This is a genomic window from Streptomyces sp. NPDC058195 (assembly GCF_042883525.1).
Classification (GTDB): domain Bacteria; phylum Actinomycetota; class Actinomycetes; order Streptomycetales; family Streptomycetaceae; genus Streptomyces.
Genome location: NZ_JBHVVM010000004.1, coordinates 87,595 through 103,315 on the forward strand (window position 1 = coordinate 87,595; position 15,721 = coordinate 103,315).

Annotated in this window: 15 protein-coding genes; 7 read left to right on the forward strand and 8 right to left on the reverse strand. The window is 73.3% G+C overall.

The window, feature by feature from the left end:
* Window positions 1–100: 100 nt before the first annotated feature.
* Window positions 101–595 carry a DUF402 domain-containing protein gene (locus ACFVWY_RS06390; RefSeq protein WP_389867879.1) on the reverse strand — a complete coding sequence of 165 codons (495 nt, stop codon included), beginning with the start codon at window positions 593–595 and terminating at the stop codon, window positions 101–103.
* Complete coding sequence (locus ACFVWY_RS06395) at window positions 576–1,496, reverse strand: GNAT family N-acetyltransferase (protein ID WP_389867881.1); 921 nt, start codon at window positions 1,494–1,496, stop codon at window positions 576–578. The genes ACFVWY_RS06390 and ACFVWY_RS06395 overlap by 20 nt, the downstream gene beginning before the upstream one ends.
* A gap of 80 nt (window positions 1,497–1,576) precedes the next feature.
* On the opposite strand from ACFVWY_RS06395, the gene ACFVWY_RS06400 reads away from it, so the two are divergent.
* Window positions 1,577–1,954 (forward strand): GntR family transcriptional regulator, encoded by a 378-nt coding sequence (locus ACFVWY_RS06400; protein WP_389867883.1) that lies wholly within the window; start codon window positions 1,577–1,579, stop codon window positions 1,952–1,954.
* A 53-nt stretch (window positions 1,955–2,007) separates the two neighbouring features.
* Here the strand turns inward: ACFVWY_RS06400 and ACFVWY_RS06405 are convergent, their stop codons facing one another.
* The gene (locus ACFVWY_RS06405; protein WP_389867884.1) at window positions 2,008–3,102 is read right to left on the reverse strand and encodes a DUF5925 domain-containing protein; all 1,095 of its coding nucleotides are present in this window, start codon (window positions 3,100–3,102) and stop codon (window positions 2,008–2,010) included.
* Window positions 3,103–3,324: 222 nt separating this feature from the next.
* On the opposite strand from ACFVWY_RS06405, the gene ACFVWY_RS06410 reads away from it, so the two are divergent.
* Window positions 3,325–4,134 (forward strand): SGNH/GDSL hydrolase family protein, encoded by an 810-nt coding sequence (locus tag ACFVWY_RS06410; RefSeq protein WP_389867886.1) that lies wholly within the window; start codon window positions 3,325–3,327, stop codon window positions 4,132–4,134.
* A 296-nt stretch (window positions 4,135–4,430) separates the two neighbouring features.
* A complete protein-coding gene (locus ACFVWY_RS06415) occupies window positions 4,431–4,694 on the forward strand; it encodes a hypothetical protein (RefSeq protein WP_389867888.1) in 264 nt (87 codons plus the stop codon).
* A 591-nt stretch (window positions 4,695–5,285) separates the two neighbouring features.
* On the opposite strand, the gene ACFVWY_RS06420 is transcribed toward ACFVWY_RS06415, so the two are convergent.
* Window positions 5,286–6,104 (reverse strand): ABC transporter permease, encoded by an 819-nt coding sequence (locus ACFVWY_RS06420; protein ID WP_389867890.1) that lies wholly within the window; start codon window positions 6,102–6,104, stop codon window positions 5,286–5,288.
* Window positions 6,101–7,078 carry an ATP-binding cassette domain-containing protein gene (locus ACFVWY_RS06425; protein WP_389867892.1) on the reverse strand — a complete coding sequence of 326 codons (978 nt, stop codon included), beginning with the start codon at window positions 7,076–7,078 and terminating at the stop codon, window positions 6,101–6,103. Before ACFVWY_RS06425 ends, ACFVWY_RS06420 begins: the two co-directional genes overlap by 4 nt.
* Window positions 7,079–7,142: 64 nt before the next feature.
* Between ACFVWY_RS06425 and ACFVWY_RS06430 the strand changes: the two genes are divergently transcribed.
* Entirely contained in the window at window positions 7,143–7,850 is a 708-nt protein-coding gene (locus ACFVWY_RS06430) for a TetR/AcrR family transcriptional regulator (RefSeq protein WP_389867893.1), read from the forward strand.
* Window positions 7,851–7,928: 78 nt separating this feature from the next.
* Here ACFVWY_RS06430 and ACFVWY_RS06435 read toward each other — a convergent pair whose 3' ends face one another.
* From ACFVWY_RS06435 to hmgA, 3 genes are all read right to left on the reverse strand, one after another.
* Window positions 7,929–9,158, reverse strand: coding sequence for a type ISP restriction/modification enzyme (locus ACFVWY_RS06435; protein ID WP_389867895.1), 1,230 nt, complete (start codon window positions 9,156–9,158; stop codon window positions 7,929–7,931).
* A 52-nt stretch (window positions 9,159–9,210) separates the two neighbouring features.
* Complete coding sequence (locus ACFVWY_RS06440) at window positions 9,211–9,987, reverse strand: GntR family transcriptional regulator (protein ID WP_389867897.1); 777 nt, start codon at window positions 9,985–9,987, stop codon at window positions 9,211–9,213.
* Window positions 9,988–10,060: 73 nt separating this feature from the next.
* Complete coding sequence (gene hmgA / locus ACFVWY_RS06445; protein WP_389867899.1) at window positions 10,061–11,389, reverse strand: homogentisate 1,2-dioxygenase; 1,329 nt, start codon at window positions 11,387–11,389, stop codon at window positions 10,061–10,063.
* Window positions 11,390–11,532: 143 nt separating this feature from the next.
* On the opposite strand from hmgA, the gene ACFVWY_RS06450 reads away from it, so the two are divergent.
* The 3 genes from ACFVWY_RS06450 to ACFVWY_RS06460 are packed head-to-tail and all read left to right on the forward strand — an operon-like array spanning window position 11,533 to window position 15,706.
* Complete coding sequence (locus ACFVWY_RS06450; protein ID WP_389867901.1) at window positions 11,533–13,593, forward strand: right-handed parallel beta-helix repeat-containing protein; 2,061 nt, start codon at window positions 11,533–11,535, stop codon at window positions 13,591–13,593.
* On the forward strand, window positions 13,590–14,426 hold the full coding sequence (locus ACFVWY_RS06455) for a hypothetical protein (RefSeq protein WP_389867903.1): 837 nt from the start codon (window positions 13,590–13,592) through the stop codon (window positions 14,424–14,426). The genes ACFVWY_RS06450 and ACFVWY_RS06455 overlap by 4 nt, the downstream gene beginning before the upstream one ends.
* Entirely contained in the window at window positions 14,423–15,706 is a 1,284-nt protein-coding gene (locus ACFVWY_RS06460; RefSeq protein WP_389867905.1) for a hypothetical protein, read from the forward strand. The genes ACFVWY_RS06455 and ACFVWY_RS06460 overlap by 4 nt, the downstream gene beginning before the upstream one ends.
* The last annotated feature ends 15 nt before the right edge of the window (window positions 15,707–15,721 follow it).

The window sequence follows — 15,721 nt, forward strand, 5'->3', positions numbered from 1 at the left end:
GGCCCCCCCCGCCGCGCCTGCTTCTCCCCCCCCCCCGCCCCCGCGGCCCGCCCCCCCGTGCCGGGGCGCGGCCGGGGGGTCCGCCGGGCCGGCACCGCGCTCAGGCCAGCAACGAGGTGAGCTCCCCGGCGCGGGCCAGGCGCTCCAGCTCGTCCAGCGCCGCGACCGCCGCGCCGGCCGCCTCCGGATCGCGCCCGGCCAGACCGCTCCGGGTGAACTCGTCCTCGTCCAGCCGCAGTACGGACGAGCCGTCCGCCGACACCCACAGGTCGAGGTCCAGGTCCTCCACCCGCAGCTCCCCGTCCCGCAGCACCGCGGGGCGGGTGATGTCGCAGTACCAGCCCTTGAGCCCGCCCGCGCCGGTGCGGACCTCCTTCACGGCGAACCAGCGGTCACGCCAGTAGTGCTCGGTGAACACATCGCCCGGCTCGAAGCGCACGAAGCCGAAGTCCCGCACCCCCGGCGCCGCCCACGGCGCGCGCACCGTGATCCGGGTGCCGTCGTCGCGGACCGCCGTGGCCGGGTACCTGATCTTGGTGCGCCCGGCCTTCACCAGGGCGACGACCAGCGTGGCCTCAGCCGATCCTGCGGACATGGCGCACCTCCGTGGCACAGAGTTCGTAGCCGAACCAGCGGTTGACCGCCAGCATCGGGCCGTTGTCCGCGTCGTTCCCGGTGTACGCGTCCGTGTACCCGGCGGCGCGGGCCCGGTGCAGCGAGTCGTTCTTGACGAGCTTGGCCAGTCCCCGGCCGCGGTACGCCCGGCGGGTGCCGGTCATCCCGGACATGTACCGGGTCAGTCCGTCGGTCTCGGCCGCGCTGAACGCCGCCACTTCACCGTCCACCACCGCCACCGAGGTGAGCTCGTGGTCGAGCCCGGGATGGCGCCAGGTGTGGTTGAGCCAGTCCTCGTAGTCGGACAGCTCCACCGGGGTGTCGCTCGGTTCGTCGGCCGTGGTCTCGGCGTCCGCCTCGAAGAGCGGACGCGGGTCATCCGCGAAGTCCGCGGCGGTCCGCAGCCCCACGCCCGCCGGAACCTCCTGACGGGGCGGCAGCGAACCGCCCGCCAGGTCGAGATGGAGGAAGTGCGCCGGACGGCTCGGCGCGTAGCCGCGCTTCTCGGCGAAGGCCCGGTCGGACGGGGTGTCGAGCACCCAGGTGTAGACCGAGGTCGCGCCCTCCCGCGCCAGATGCTCCTCGGCGGTGCGCAGCAGCAGCGCACCCGCCCCGCGTCCGGTGCGGTCCGGATGCGTGTAGGCGTTGCAGAACCCCTGTCCGGGCTCGGGACTGTCGTGGACGAGGCCGACCTGCGCGGTCCCGATCAGTTCCCCGTCCTCCTCCGCGACCAGCAGCCGGTAGCGCTTGTCCGGGTGGGCCGAGGCCAGGTCGAAGGCGACACACTCGGGCGTCGTCACCATGAACGGCAGTGCGGCCCGCCGCACTTGTACCCAGCCCTCCGCGTCGGTGGGAAGGAAATCGCGAACGATGACAGTCATGCGCCGGACGCTACGCGGGCGACTCGGCCGGCGCCCCCGAATTTTCCGGCGGCGGGGCGGCTGTGAGGGAGAATCGGAACGTGACCCTGAAGATCGTTCTTGACCCGGACACCGGCATCGCCCCGTACGAGCAACTGCGCACGCGGATCTCCGAACTGGCCCGCTCCGGCGAGCTGCCCGTCGGCTTCAGACTGCCGACGGTGCGCGGCTTCGCCGAGGAGCTGGGCCTTGCCGCGAACACCGTCGCGAAGGCGTATCGCGCACTGGAGGCCGACGGGGTGATCGAGACCCGAGGCCGCAACGGCACCTTCGTGGCCGCCGCCGGTGACGCGGCGGACCGGCACGCCGCGTCCGCCGCCCAGGCGTACGCGGAGCAGGCGCGGCGGCTCGGCCTGCCCCACGAGGAGGCACTGACCCTGGCGGCGGACGCGCTGCGGGCGGCGTACGGGACGGGGTGAGTCCGCCGCGGGCGGCGTGCGGGACGGGGTGAGTCCGCCGCGGGCAGCCGCTCTCAGAGGTACAGGCCCGCGTCCGCCCCGGAGTCCTGCTGGGGCACCGAGGCGGGGCCGCTTCCGCGCCGCAGCGCGTACAGCTCGGCGAGGGTCGCGCCCTCGCGGCCGACCCCGTCCTCCGTGCCCAGCCAGCCCACCGCCTCCTCGCGGGTCAGCTGGCCCACCTCGATCCTGGCGAGGCAGCGACCGGGCCGGACCACGGCCGGGTGGAGCCGCTCCAGGTCCTCATTGGTGGTGACGCCCACCAGGACGTTGCGGCCCTGCCCGAGCAGCCCGTCGGTGAGGTTCAGCAGCCGGGACAGGGCCTGGCCCGCGGTGTGCTTGGCCTCGCCGCGGATCAGCTCGTCGCAGTCCTCCAGCAGCAGCAGCCGCCAGCGGCCCTTGGAGGTGCCGTCGTCCTCGCCGATCGCGATGTCCATCAGATATCCGACGTCGTTGAAGAGCCGCTCCGGGTCGAGTACGCAGTCGACCTGGCACCAGTCCCGCCACGAGCGGGCCAGGGCGCGCAGCGCGGAGGTCTTGCCGGTGCCCGGCGGGCCGTGCAGCAGGAGCAGCCGTCCCGCGATGTCGTCGGGGGTGACCTTCATCAGCCGGTCCATGGCGGTGGCCACCGGCGCCGTGTAGTTGCCCCGCACCTCGTCCCAGGTGCCGGCGGCGATCTGCCGGGCGGTGCGGTGCGGGCCGCGGCGCGGGGAGACGTACCAGAAGCCCATCGTCACGTTCTCGGGCTGGGGTTCGGGTTCGTCCACGGCGCCGTCGGTGGCCTGGTCGAGGATCTTCCGGGCCAGTTCCGCGGTGGTGGCGGTGACCGTGACGTCGGCGCCGCGGTTCCACCGCGAGGCGAGCAGCGTCCAGCCCTCGCCCTCGGCGAGTGTGGCGCTGCGGTCGTCGTCGCGGGCGGCGCGCAGCACCGAGGCGTCCGGCGGCAGCAGGCTCGCTCCCGTTCTGACGCGTTCCAGCGTGGTGCTGTGCGAGTAGGGCTGTTCGCCGGTCGCGAAGCGGCCGAGGAACAGCGCGTCGACGACGTCCGACGGGGAATCGCTGTCGTCCACGTTGAGCCGGATCGGCAGCGCGGACTCGGGGTTGGCGGACATGGCCCCATGATCTGGCACCGGGAGGCCCGGCGCACCAGGGTTTCGCGTCCGTCCCCCCTGCCGGAGGCGCGCAGGGCGCTGACGTGCGCTCAAAGAGCCGCCCGGCGCATGTGAATTGATTGGATCAAGTTGGCATGGACACTTCCGGTGGAGGGCGCCGGACTGCTACCACGTACTCGGTAGACCGGACGGAGGTCCGGTCGGTCGGTCCTTGGAGGTCCCATGAAACTGTCCAGACTCGCGGCGCTCTCGTCCTCGCTCCTGCTCGGCGCCGTCCTCGCGCTGACCGGGGCGGCCACCGCCAGCGCCGCGACGTCCGTCCAGGGCGTCGACTACGTCGCGCTCGGAGACTCGTACTCCTCCGGCGTCGGCTCGGGCAGTTACGACAGCGCCAGCGGCAGCTGCAAGCGCAGCAGCAAGGCGTACCCGGCCCTCTGGGCCGCCGCCAGCGCGCCCGCCTCGTTCTCCTTCGTCGCCTGTTCCGGTGCCCGCACCGGCGATGTGAAGTCCGGTCAGCTCGGCTCGCTCAGCTCCGCCACCGATCTCGTCTCCCTCTCCATCGGGGGCAACGACGCGGGCTTCGCCGATGTCATGACGACCTGTGTCCTCCAGTCCGAGGCCACCTGTCTGAGCCGGATCGCCACGGCGCGCAGTTTCGTCGACACCACCCTGCCCGGCAATCTCGATTCGGTGTACACGGCGATCCAGGCCAAGGCGCCGTCCGCCCGGGTCGTCGTCCTCGGCTACCCGCGCTTCTACCAGGTCGGCGGGAGCTGCGTCGTCGGGCTGAGCGACAAGGTGCGCGCCGCGATCAACTCGGCGTCGGACTACCTCAACGCGGCCACCGCCAAGCGCGCCGCCAACCACGGCTTCACCTACGTCGACGTCGCGGGGAAGTTCAGCGGTCATGAGATCTGCTCCGGGAGCGCCTGGCTGCACAGCGTCAACTGGCTGAACATCGGCGAGTCCTACCACCCCACCGCCACTGGCCAGGCCAGCGGCTACCTGCCCGCCTTCCGGTCGGCGGCCTGACCCCGCGGGCGGGCGGAAGATCCCGTGCACCGAGGTCTCCTGCCCGCCGCCGCGGGGAAGCGGGCGCGGAGCTCTGGGGGTGTGCCCAGAGCTCCGGGGCGACGCGGGCGCCTGACTGGAACGCCGTCGTCCGCTTCCGTTCCGTCCAGCCCGCCCGATCATCGGGTGGAATCCTGAGCGGCAGTCAACCTCCGTATGCGTGTACGTAATCCCGTCACCGGGATGCGCGAGTGTCGGCGCGGGACGATAGGGTTAACCTGCCCGGGTCGGGTGCCCTCGTACGGGTGGGGAGTGACATGGAACAGATAGCGATGCGAAGCAGGCCGCGTGTGCCTGCCATCACCTGCGGGAGCGGTGCGACGAGTTCGCGCCTCGACCGCCATCTCGCGGTGCTCGGCGGCCCCGCCGTGCCGCAGCGGGACACCGCGGAGGCGACGTTGCTGATGCGTGAGCTCACCTCGCGCGACGCCGCCCGCCACCGCCGGAGCAAGAGCGCGCGGGTCTCGCTCTTCGCGCCGCTGCGGCGGCTGAGGCGTTCGCTCTTCGGCAGCCGCCACTGAACGACGACGCGTCACGGCCGCCCGCGGGCGGTCACCCGATCCCGGCGCCGCGCTGCTGTCCGCCCTCCTGTCATCCCCGGGGCGCACGGCAGCGCTTCGCTGTGTTCGCGGGCCCGCTGCGAGGCGCCGAAACACTTCTGGACTGTACGTACATCCGAAGAGCGAGCGGTGTGCCTGGGCCCCGGTGGGCGACGGGCTGCCCAGCTGGTCGCCATCGGTCCGGGCGCGCTCGCCGGGCGGACGCCGGACGCACGTTCCACGGACGAGGGCGCGCGCCGGGCGGGTATCTCGCGGGGGCCGCTCTTCCCCTGGGCCGTCGCCGCCCGCGCCCTGGGGCGTTCGCGCGGGAGGCCGTGACCGGCTGGCCGCGTGCGGAGCCGGAAGCGGCGGTGCGGCTCGGGGGGCCTTTCCGGAGCCGGGCTTCATCAGCCTGCCCGGCGCCCTGGACCGCCCTGTGCGCTGCCCGGCGCCCTGGACCGCCCTGTGCGTGCGCTGCCCGGCGCCCTGGACCGCCCCTGTGAGCTGCCCGGCCGAGGCGGGCGCCCCGCGGCCGGACCGGGGCGGATGGGGTACGGGCGGGCCGGGGCGCGGTCACCCGCCGCCGCGCGCGCAACGCCGTACGGACAGCGGTACGAACACCGCGAGCAGCACCGCCGACCAGGCCAGCGTCCCGGCCACCGGATGGGCGACCGGCCAGGCGGCACCGGCCTGCGGGGCCGCGTTGCCGAACAGGTCGCGGGCGGCCGAGGCCATGGCGCTGATCGGGTTCCACTCCGCCACCGTCCGCATCCAGCCCGGCAGGTTTCCGGTCGGGATGTAGGCGCTCGACAGCAGCGGCAGCACGAAGGTGGCGCTGCCCAGCTGGCCCGCGATCTCCTCGTTGCGGATCAGCAGCCCCAGCCAGCAGCCCAGCCACGACGTGGCGAACCTGAGGAGCAGCAACAGTCCGAAGGCGCCCAGTGCCGCGAGCGGGCCGCCCTCGATCCGCCAGCCGACCGCGAGCCCCACGAGGACCAGCGGGACCATACCGGCGGCGGTGGTCAGCAGATCGGCTGCGGTCTGGCCGAACGGCACGGCGGCCCGGCTCATCGGCAGCGTACGGAACCGGTCCATCACTCCGCGGTGGCAGTCCTGCGAGGACTGGAACATGCCGACCATGAGGCCGTTGGCGGCCGTCGCCGCCAGCAGGCCCGGCAGCAGGAACGCGCGGTACTCCCGGCCGGGCACGGCCAGCGCGCTGCCGAAGACGTAGCCGAAGAAGAGCAGCATCGTGATCGGCATGGTCTGGGTCAGGATCATCACGCCCGGGGCCGCCTTGATGCGCTGGAGGTGGCGGCCCAGCACGGCCAGGCAGTCGGCGACGGGGGTGCTCGTGACGCGCGGGGCGTGGTCCATGGCCGTGCCGCTCATGCTGCCGTCTCCTTCGGTGGCGGGGCGCTACGGCCGCTGTCGCGGCCGGTCAGGCGGAGGAAGACCTCGTCGAGCGTCGGCGGGCGCAGGCCGGCATCGGCCACCGGCACGCCCGCCGCGTCGAGTGCGCGGATCAGCCGGGGGAGGGTGAGCGTGCCGTCGGCCGTGACGGCTCCCACCGTGCGGCGCTCGTGGTCCAGCACGGGTGCGGAGCCGGTGAGCTGGTCGAGCACCCCGGCAGCCGCGACCACGGCCGACGCGTGGGCGACGACCACCTCGGCGTAGCTGCCGATCCGGGCCTTCAGCTCGGCGGGGCTGCCGCGGTGGGCGGCTTGGCCCCGGTCGATCAGCACGATGTCGTCGGCCAGCCGGTCCGCCTCCTCCAGGTACTGCGTGGTGAGCAGGACGGTGGTGCCGCGGTCGGCCAGCTCCCGCACCGCCGCCCAGATCCGGTTGCGGCTGTGCGGGTCGAGGCCGGTGGTCGGCTCGTCCAGGAAGAGCACCCGGGGGCGGGTCAGCAGGCTGGCGGCGAGGTCGAGGCGGCGGCGCATGCCGCCCGAGTAGGTGCGGGCCGGACGGTCGGCCGCCTCGGCCAGCCCGAAGCGTTCCAGCAGCTCGTCGGCGCGGGCGCGGGCCGCGTCGCCGCGCAGCCGTTGCAGTCTGGCGAAGAGCCGCAGGTTCTGCCGCCCCGACAGTTCGCTGTCGACCGAGGCGTCCTGCCCCGTGACCCCGATCGCCGCGCGTACCGCGCCCGCCTCGCGCACCACGTCGTGGCCCGCGACGCGGGCGCTGCCGCCGTCCGGTGCCGTCAGCGTCGTGAGCACCCGGACGGCGGTGGTCTTGCCCGCGCCGTTCGGCCCCAGCACCCCGCAGACCGACCCCTGCGCCACCGCGAGATCGAGACCGCGCAGGGCGTGCACCTCCCCGTACCGCTTCTCCAGACCTTCACTAAGTACAGCGTACGTAGTTGTCATGCGGGCCACCGTAGCGCACTACGTACGGTGTACGTAACTACGATGGGGGGCGAGGTGATGATCGATGGTGGGGCGACCCGCTGTACCCGAAGTGATCTGGGCGCGCCCCGAGCGTGCGGGCCGGGGCCCCAGGCCCGCGTTCAGCAGGGCGGACATCGCGGCGGCGGCCGTCCGGGTCGCCGACGCGGAGGGGCTCGACGCGGTCTCCATGCGCAAGGTCGCGGCCGAGCTCGGCTGCGGCACGATGTCGCTCTACAACTACGTGCCGCGCAAGGAAGACCTGTACGAGCTGATGCTCGACGCGGTCAGCGCCGCCTACGACTTTCCCGAGCCGTCGGGTGACTGGCGCGCCGATCTCGTCGCGCTCGCCCACCAGACCCGCGCGATGATGCACCGCCACACCTGGGCGCCCCGGCTGATGTCGCCGGTGTACGGCTTCAGTCCCAACGCTCTGCGGTACCTGGAGTACGCGCTCAGCTGCCTGGACGGGGTCGACGCGCTCTTCGGCGAGAAGATGGAGCTCATCGCCATGGTCAACGGCGTGGTCACCACCTATGTGGCCAACGAGATCGCCACCGAGGAGCGCGGGCGGTCGCTGCCCTGGTCCCAGGAGCAGGAACAGGCCGCCCGCACCGGCTATCTGATCAGCCAGATCGCGACCGGGAAGTACCCGAGGATGGCGGCGGGATTCGCCGAGAACCCCGGGCCGATCGATCTGGACGGGGTCTTCGAACGGGCGCTCCGCCGGGTGCTGGACTCCTTTGACCGCTGAGAGCGCTGAGAGCGTCAAGGCCGCTGAGGCTGCCGGGCTCGGGGGCGGCCGAGTCCGCCGAGTGGCGCGGCCGGGCGCTCAGAGCAGGGCGAACTGCCCGTCCGGGCCCTCCTCCCGGTGGCCCAGGACCGACGCGGGCCGCCGGGAGGCGGCGGCCACGGGCAGGACCCCCGCCGCCCGTAGCTCGGCGGCCGTGATGCACGGGCCTGCGGCCAGGCCCTCCTGCCGGGGCCGCAGCCCGTCCAGCAGGGCGAGCAGGGTGATCAGCTCCAGCAGCTCCGAGGTCCACGCCTGGGGCCAGGCCCCGGGCCGGAGCGCCGCCAGGCCGTCCGCGTCCTTCGCCCCGGCCGCCGAACGGCGCTCGAACCAGAGCTCCAGCATCCGGACCCCGCCCACCCGGAACTCCCACGCCCCGGCCGGAACCGGTGCGATGCGGCCCGTCCCCAGACCGAGCGTCCCGGTGTCCGCGTCGTAGGTCACCGCGTCCGGCACCGGCGGCACCGCCGCCCGCACATAGGGCCGCCGCCCGCCGGGCAGCCGGGGGCGCTCCCCGCCCCGGGCCCCCCGCAGCTGGACCCGCAGCAGTTCCTGTCCCAGCTCCACCCCGGCCGACCAGCGGGCGGTGTCGGCGGGCAGCGGGACCACGCAACCGGCGGGCGAGGGGCGGGCCGCCGCCAGCGCCCACGCCAGCACGGAACGGGCCGTCACCGTCGCCCCGTGGCGGGCCCGCAGCAGTTCGGTCAGCCCGGGGGCCAGATTGGGCTCCCGGGCCCCGGGGCGCCGGAACAGCGGCCGGATCCGGCCGGGACGGCCCGCGGGGGAGTGGCCGTCCGGCAGCAGCCCCGTCACGGACAGGGCGGGACCGGTGTCCTGGGGCACGTGCCCGTGCTCCACGGCGAAGAGCTGGTGGCCGTCGGCGACCCGCCACAGTTCGGGGCGGGCGGCATCGATCAGCCGGTGGTCGGGGAGCAGCCACTGTTCGTCGTACGGGCCGTGCGCGATCCGCACCGGCTCGGGGCACGGCCCCCTTTCGCGGGCGAACCGCCCGGTCCCGGTGGCCTGGCCGGGCAGCGCCGCGACCGTCGTCCGCGGGGTGCGGGCACGGGTCGCTCCGAACAGCCGCTCCCGCTCCTCGGCCGGAGCCCCCACCAGCCGCTCCCAGCGCGCCCGGAGCGAACCGGCGTCCGGGGCGATCACCCAGGGGCGGCCGGTGCGCAGCGGGCGTACGGACCAGGGCATGAGGTCGTCGAGGAGCGGAGCGTCCGCGTCCTGGCCGTCACCCGAGCCGCCCGCCGCCCGTGCTGCCACCGTGTCGTCCTCCCCGTCGCCACGCCGCCCGTCCGTGGGCATCGTAGGGCCTTCAGCGCGCCTCCACGGTGACCGAGAAGGAGAACCGGTCGCCCCGGTAGCGGATCTGGGCGACGTCGACCACCTGTCCGCTCTCGTCGTAGGTCACGCCCGTGTAGAAGAGGATCGGGCTCAGCAGCGGGACCTGGAGGAGGTCCGAGGTAGCCGGGTCCGCCAGCCGCGCCTCGACCGTGTCGGTGATGCGCGCGATCCGTACACCGACCCGGTCGCGCAGCACCTTCGTCATCGGCCAGCGCTCCAGATCGGCGACGTCCAGGCGGGCCGCCACCTCGGGGCGCACCAGGTTCTCCGCCCAGTTGGTGGGTTCGTCGCTCTCCCCGTCGTGGCGCAGCCTGCGGTAACTGACCACTTCTGGGCAGCCGGGGAAGTACGTGCCGAGCTCGCCGGGCACGGCGACGGGGCCGTGGCCGAGCACCGAGGTCCGTTCGCCCGACTGCTGGGCCACGATCGCGTCGATCGACCCCATCAGCCGGACCGGGGACACCCGGCGGGCGCGCGGCTCGATGAAGGTGCCGCGCCTGCGGTGGCGGCTGATCAGCCCCTCGGTCTCCAGCTCCTTGAGTGCCTGGCGCATGGTCAGGACGCTGACCCCGTAGTGCGCGGCGAGCTGCTCCTCGGTCGGCAGCCGTGCCGAGGCGTCCTGGGCCCGCCCCAGTATCGAGGCGCGCAGCGACTGCGAGACCTGGTACCACAACGGCAGCTTGCGGTTCAGGACCAGCGAGTCGGGGGCGAAGGCGGGCCCCGGGGGGATCTTGGGTGTCTGGGGCACCTGGGGCCTTTCGTCCTGGACCGGCCCGCTCCCCGGCGGGAGCGGGCGTCTTCTTCTCGTCGGCGGCCGTCGTCTACGGCCGGAAGTTGCGGCTCAGACCCTGCCACACGTCGTCGTAACCGTGCTGCAGGTGGTCGGCGGCCACCGCCTGTTCCGTCGTCGTCACCGGCCAGCGGGTCTCGAACATGAAGGCCAGGCCGTCGTCGATCTTCTGCGGCTTCAGCTCCGCCCCGCTCGCCCGGTCGAAGGTCGTCCGGTCCGGTCCGTGCGCCGACATCATGTTGTGGAGCGAGCCGCCGCCCGGGACGAATCCGCCCTTGCCCGCCGTCTTGGCGTCGTACGCGCCCTCGATCAGGCCCATGTACTCGCTCATCACGTTGCGGTGGAAGTACGGCGGCCGGAAGGTGTCCTCGCCGACCAGCCAGCGCGGCGCGAAGACCACGAAGTCGACACCGGCCAGGCCCGGGGTGTCGGACGGCGAGGTCAGCACCGTGAAGATCGACGGGTCGGGGTGGTCGTAGCTGATCGAACCGATGACGTTGAAGCGGTGCAGGTCGTAGACGTACGGGGTGTGGGTGCCGTGCCAGGCGACCACGTCGAGCGGCGAGTGGTCGTACGTCGCCGACCAGAGGTTCCCGCAGAACTTGTTGATCACCTCGACCGGGCGGTCCTCGTCCTCGTACGCGGCGAGCGGGGCGAGGAAGTCCCGGGCGTTGGCCAGGCCGTTGGCGCCGATCGGGCCGAGGTCGGGGAGGGTGAAGGGCTGCCCGTAGTTCTCGCAGACGTAGCCCCGGGCGGTGGCGTCGAGCAGCTCCACGCGGAACCGGACGCCGCGCGGGATCAGCGCCACGTGCCCCGGTTCGGCCCGCAGCAGGCCCAGTTCGGTGCGGAGCAGCAGGCCGCCGTGTTCCGGGACGATCAGCAGCTCGCCGTCCGAGTCGCTGAACACCCGGTCGGTCATGGAGGTGTCGGCGTGGTAGAGGTGCACGGCCATGCCGGTGCGCTGCGCGGCGTCGCCGTTGCCGCCGAGCGTCCACAGGCCCGCCAGGAAGTCCGTGCCGGGGGCGGGCTCGGGGAGCGGGTTCCAGCGCCGCCGGTTGGGGTCGGGCACCGATTCGGTGAACGGGGCGGTCCGCAGCGTGCCGTTGCCGGTCCGGACGAACGGCGGATGGGCCGCCGAGGGGCGGATCCGGTAGAGCCAGGAGCGGCGGTTGTGGGCGCGCGGTTCGGTGAAGGCCGAGCCGCTCAGCTGCTCCGCGTACAGCCCCAGCGGGGCGCGCTGGGGTGAGTTGCGGCCGTGCGGCAGCGCCCCCGCGACCGCCTCCGAGCTGTGCTCGTTGCCGAAACCGGCGGAGTACTCCAGCGCCTCCGCCGTTTTCCGCGCCTGCTCGATGCCGCCCATGTGTGCTCCCGGTGCCGAAGGAATCCTATGGGTAACCGTAGGAATCGGTCCGGGAAGAGTCAACGGCATTCGTGCGCCGCCGGTTTCGAAAGTGCGGTACGCGGGGGGTTCAAAAAGGTGAACATTGCTCTACTCTCGCGTCCATGTCGTGGACACGCAGACTTTTGGTGCTTCTGGCGGCGCTTCTCGCCGCCCTCCTCGCGACGCCGAACGCCCAGGCGCACGAGGAGCGTCCGGTCACCCTGCCCGACGGGAAGGGCAGCGTTCCGGTGCACCGCGCCGGCGAGCCCGATCTGCTGGTCTGCAAGACCGACCGGGCGGACTTCGAACGCCGGGTGTCCGGCTTCCCCGCCGTTCTGCGGGCCCGGAACCTGAAGCTCTTCGAACGGTGCCGCGCCTCCGGCTTCCGCCATCTGCAGCAGGCCGTCGACGCCGTCGACCGGCCCGGCATGAACGTCGCCATCCTGCCCGGCCTGTACGAGGAGGAGCCCTCGCTGCCCAGGCCGGCGGGGGAGTGCGCCCGGCTGAAGGCGCCCACATCCCAGCTCGGTTACCAGATCCTGTCGTACGCGCAGCAGAAGAGCTGCCCGCACAACCAGAACCTGGTGGCGATCCTCGGCAAGAAGGACCTCCAGATCGAAGGCACCGGCGCCGAACGCACCGATGTGATCATCGACGCCAAGTACCAGAAGCTCAACGCGATCCGCTCGGACAGGTCCGACGGCATCTACTTCAAGAACTTCACCGCCCAGCGCACCACCTTCAACTCCCTGTACGTCCTCGCCCAGGACGGCTTCGTCATCGACGACGTCCTCACCCGGTGGAACGACGAGTACGGCTTCTTGACCTTCGCCAGCGACCACGGGCTGTACAAGAACTGCGAGTCGTACGGCAACGGCGACTCCGGCATCTACCCCGGCAGCGCCTCCAACATCAACGACCGCTACGGCTACGACGTACCGCGCTACTCCATCGAGATCACCGGCTGCCGCAGCCACCACAACATGGTCGGCTACTCCGGCACGGCGGGCGACTCCGTCTACGTCCACGACAACGAGTTCGACCACAACATGGGCGGCGCCTCGATGGACAGCGCCTTCCCCGGCCACCCCGGCCTGCCGCAGAACCACGCCCGCTTCGAACGCAACCTGATCCACGACAACAACGCCGACTACTACCCCTACGTCGCGGACGGCACCTGCGCCAGACCGCCCGTGGACCGCGGCTACGAACAGGGCGTCGTCTGCCCGCAGATCTCCATGCCGCCCGGCTCCGGCATCATCACCGCGGGCGGCAACTGGAACCTGTACGAGAACAACTGGATCTACGGCCAGAAGCGCGCCGCCTTCGTCCTGACCGCCGTCCCCGCCTTCATCCGCGGCGAGGGCGCGCTGTCCAAGCAGGCCGACACCTCGCACCACAACCGCTACGCGGGCAACCACCTCGGTGTGGACAAGGCGGGTACCTCCCGGCCCAACCGCACCGACGTGTGGTGGGACGGCCAGGGCGCGAACAACTGCTGGCAGGGCGACACCGGCGCCTCCACGCCGCGCACCCTGCCGGTCTGCGGCGCCGAGCGCGGTGCCGTCTCCACCCGCACCGACCGCCTCCTGGGCGAACCGGTCAAGCTCGCCCAACTGCTCGTCTGCGCCGACTACAACGTGCAGGCGCGCCGCCTCCCGGCCGGCTGCGACTGGTACGGGGCACGGGGCATCGAGCGCGTCGAGCTGCAGGCCGCCCTGGTGATCGCGGTGGTGCTCGGGCTGGTCGGCGGGGTGCTGTGGTGGCGCCGGCTGCGCGGCAGCAGGCTCGCCACCGCGGCCGCGGTCCTCGGCGTGACAGGCCTCGGCCTCGACGTGGCCGGTGCGACGATGGGGCTCACCGCGACCTATGTGCCCGCGCTGGCGCTGCTGCTGACGGGGCTGTGGTGGACCGGCACCGGGATCGTGCTCCGGCGGGAGCGGCCGTGGCTGGGCTGGACCACGGTGGTGCTGGGCGCGCTCACCCTGCTCGACGCCGTGGACAAGGCCGTGTTCATGATCCCGTGGATACCGGTCAGCCCGGCCTGGGTACGGGGCCTGCTCGGCGTGGTCTGGGTGGTGTGGGCGGTGATCGCCGCCGCCCGCCACGGCGACCGCGAAGCGCCGCAACGCGCCGCCGACCCGGTTCCCGTCCCCACCGCCCCGGAAGGAGGCGCGGCGTGACGCGCTCCCGCATCCCCGGCCGGATCACCCGGCCCGTCCCGGCCGCCGCCACCCTGCTCGCCGCCCTGGTCCTCGCCCTCGGCACGAGCGGGTGCGGCGGGCGGGCCACCACCCACCACAAACCCGGCACCAGCCACGAGCAGGCCAGCGGCAGCGTCGGCCGGCTGCTCAGGGCCGACGACGGCTCCGGCAGCCGGCTCCGCCAGGTCGACGCCGAGGGCGCCCCCTCACTGACCCTCGCCGTGCGGCCGGACTCCGAGGACGGCTGGAACGTCCACCTCACCGTGCGGAACTTCACGTTCACCCCGGACAGCGTCGGCGGCGCCGCTCTCCCCGGACGCGGCCACGCCCGGCTGTTCCTGGACGGCCGCCCCCTCGCCCGCGTCTACGGCCCCTGGTACCACCTGCCCGCCTCCCTCGCCCGCGCCACCGGCGGCGGAACGAAGCTCACCGCCCGCCTCTACGCCGACGACCACACCGCCTGGGCCGTGGACGCCGCCCCCGTACACGCCACCGCCTCTCTCGCCGCACCGGCCAGCCCCGCCCCGGACCGCTCCGCGAGCCCCCGGCCCGGTGCCACGGTCGCCGTCGAGGTCGCCGACGGCAAGGTCAGCCCCAGCCCCGGCCGCACCGAGGTCAAGAAGGGCACCACCGTCGAACTCCGCATCCGCAGCGACCGCTCCGACACGCTCCACGTCCACGGCTACGACAAGGAGGCCCGCCTCCCCGCCGGAAAGACCGTCACGATCGCCTTCACCGCCGACCGCAGCGGGCTCTTCGAGGTCGAGACCCACGAGTCCGGCCTGCTCCTGACCCAGCTCGTCGTACGGTGACCGCCCTCGCCCACGGCATCGGCGCCCAGCACGACCTGCCGCTGTCCCCCTTCTACGCCTTCGCCGGAGCCTTCGCGGCGCTCTTCGTCTCCTTTCTCGCGCTCGGACTGCTCTGGTCCGCCTCCCGGTTCAGCGGCGACCGGGCGGGGCGCCCGCTGCCACACGCCCTCCAGCGTCTCGTGGACGCCCGCCCCACCCGTCTCGCGGTGCGCGTCCTCGGACTCGCCGCCGCCCTGTACGTCACGCTCTTCCTCCTCCTCGGCCCCGACGACCCGGACCGCAACCCGGGGCCCGGAGCCGTCTACGTACTGCTCTGGGTGGGGCTCGTCCCCGCCTCGCTGCTGTTCGGGCCGGTCTGGCGGACGCTCAACCCGCTGCGCGCCGTCCACCTCCTCGGCTGCCGGGCGCTGCGGCGCGACCCCGCCGCGGGCCGTCCGCTGCCCGCCCGGCTCGGCCTGTGGCCCGCGGCCGCCGGACTGTTCGCCTTCACCTGGCTCGAACTCGTCTCACCCGACCCCGCGTCGACTCGCAGCCTGCTGCTCTTCCTCGCCCTCTACGCCGCCGTCCACCTCGCGGGCGCCGCCCGCCACGGCGCCGGGTGGTTCGACCGGGCCGACGCCTTCGAGGTCTACTCCGCACTGCTCGCCCGGCTCTCCCCGCTCGGCCGCCGCCCCGCCGACCGCCGCCTCGTGCTGCGCTCCCCGTTCAACGGACTGGACGCCACCCCGCAGGACCCGGGACTCGTCGCCACCGTCTGCGTCATGCTCGGCTCCACCGCCTACGACGGCTTCTCCGACTCCCCCTCCTGGATCACCACCGTCCAGACCTCGCCCCTGGGCCGCACCACCGCGGCCACCCTCGGACTCCTCGGCGCCGTCGCGCTCGTCGCCGCCCTCTACGCCCTGTGCGCCGGAGCCGTCCGGCTCATCTCCGGGCGGATCGACCACCCCCTCACCGCCTTCGCCCACTCGCTCGTCCCGATCGCCCTCGGCTATCTCGTCGCCCACTACTTCACGCTCTTCGTCACCGAGGGCCCACGCACCCTCATGGTGGCGTCCGGCACCGACGGTCCCGCCCCGCCCGCGCCGTTCCTGGGCCCCGGCGGCGTCGCCGTGCTCCAGGTCGCCGCGATCGTCCTCGGTCACGTACTCGGCGTCGTCGCCGCCCACGACCGCTCCGTACGGCTCTTCCCGCCCGGCCGCGCCGTGGCCGGCCAGCTCCCGCTGCTGGTCCTGATGGTCACGTACACCCTCGGCGGACTGTCGCTGCTCATCGCCTGACACCCACGCACCGTC